Annotated in this window: 1 protein-coding gene; it reads left to right on the top strand. The window is 37.1% G+C overall.

The features are described 5' to 3' along the window. Positions 1–272, top strand: a 272-nt coding sequence (locus SB658_RS23995) for a hypothetical protein (RefSeq protein WP_410602843.1), incomplete at both ends; no start/stop codon positions are given.

Raw genomic sequence — 272 nt, 5'->3', positions numbered from 1 at the left:
ATGAACTGACATTTTGTTATGACAACCTTAAAACAAGTGCACCGCAAATTTATGTCGGATTGGGCGTATCAAAAACGTTTGAAAAATATCCTCATTATTTGAGTCTGGAATTAGAACAGCCTCTTAACGCCTATGGCTGTGACAACGTTAAAAACATATTTGTGAAAATATATAACGAAAATCCTTCATTCGCGCCTGATGGCAAAACGAGTATTATCGTGTATGCGAAAACTTCTGCTGAATACTGGGAGACTTTGCAAAAAAACAACCGC

This window comes from Bacillus sp. SIMBA_008, from assembly GCF_046535495.1.
GTDB classification, from domain to species: domain Bacteria; phylum Bacillota; class Bacilli; order Bacillales; family Bacillaceae; genus Bacillus; species Bacillus subtilis.
The sequence above is the reverse complement of the archived record's forward strand: the minus strand, read 5'-3'. Positions and strand labels throughout refer to the sequence as shown.